Source organism: Enterobacter sp. 342, assembly GCF_036663495.1.
Taxonomy (GTDB): domain Bacteria; phylum Pseudomonadota; class Gammaproteobacteria; order Enterobacterales; family Enterobacteriaceae; genus Enterobacter.
Genome location: NZ_JAWUEI010000134.1, coordinates 1 through 541 on the forward strand (window position 1 = coordinate 1; position 541 = coordinate 541).

At 54.9% G+C, this 541-nt stretch carries 1 protein-coding gene; it reads left to right on the forward strand.

Annotated elements, in window-relative coordinates; genetic code table 11:
- Positions 1-63 precede the first annotated feature (63 nt).
- Positions 64-541: IS6-like element IS26 family transposase (locus V6E55_RS25625; protein ID WP_032020499.1), on the forward strand; the 478-nt coding region annotated here is incomplete at its 3' end.

The window sequence follows — 541 nt, forward strand, 5'->3', positions numbered from 1 at the left end:
GGCACTGTTGCAAATAGTCGGTGGTGATAAACTTATCATCCCCTTTTGCTGATGGAGCTGCACATGAACCCATTCAAAGGCCGGCATTTTCAGCGTGACATCATTCTGTGGGCCGTACGCTGGTACTGCAAATACGGCATCAGTTACCGTGAGCTGCAGGAGATGCTGGCTGAACGCGGAGTGAATGTCGATCACTCCACGATTTACCGCTGGGTTCAGCGTTATGCGCCTGAAATGGAAAAACGGCTGCGCTGGTACTGGCGTAACCCTTCCGATCTTTGCCCGTGGCACATGGATGAAACCTACGTGAAGGTCAATGGCCGCTGGGCGTATCTGTACCGGGCCGTCGACAGCCGGGGCCGCACTGTCGATTTTTATCTCTCCTCCCGTCGTAACAGCAAAGCTGCATACCGGTTTCTGGGTAAAATCCTCAACAACGTGAAGAAGTGGCAGATCCCGCGATTCATCAACACGGATAAAGCGCCCGCCTATGGTCGCGCGCTTGCTCTGCTCAAACGCGAAGGCCGGTGCCCGTCTGACG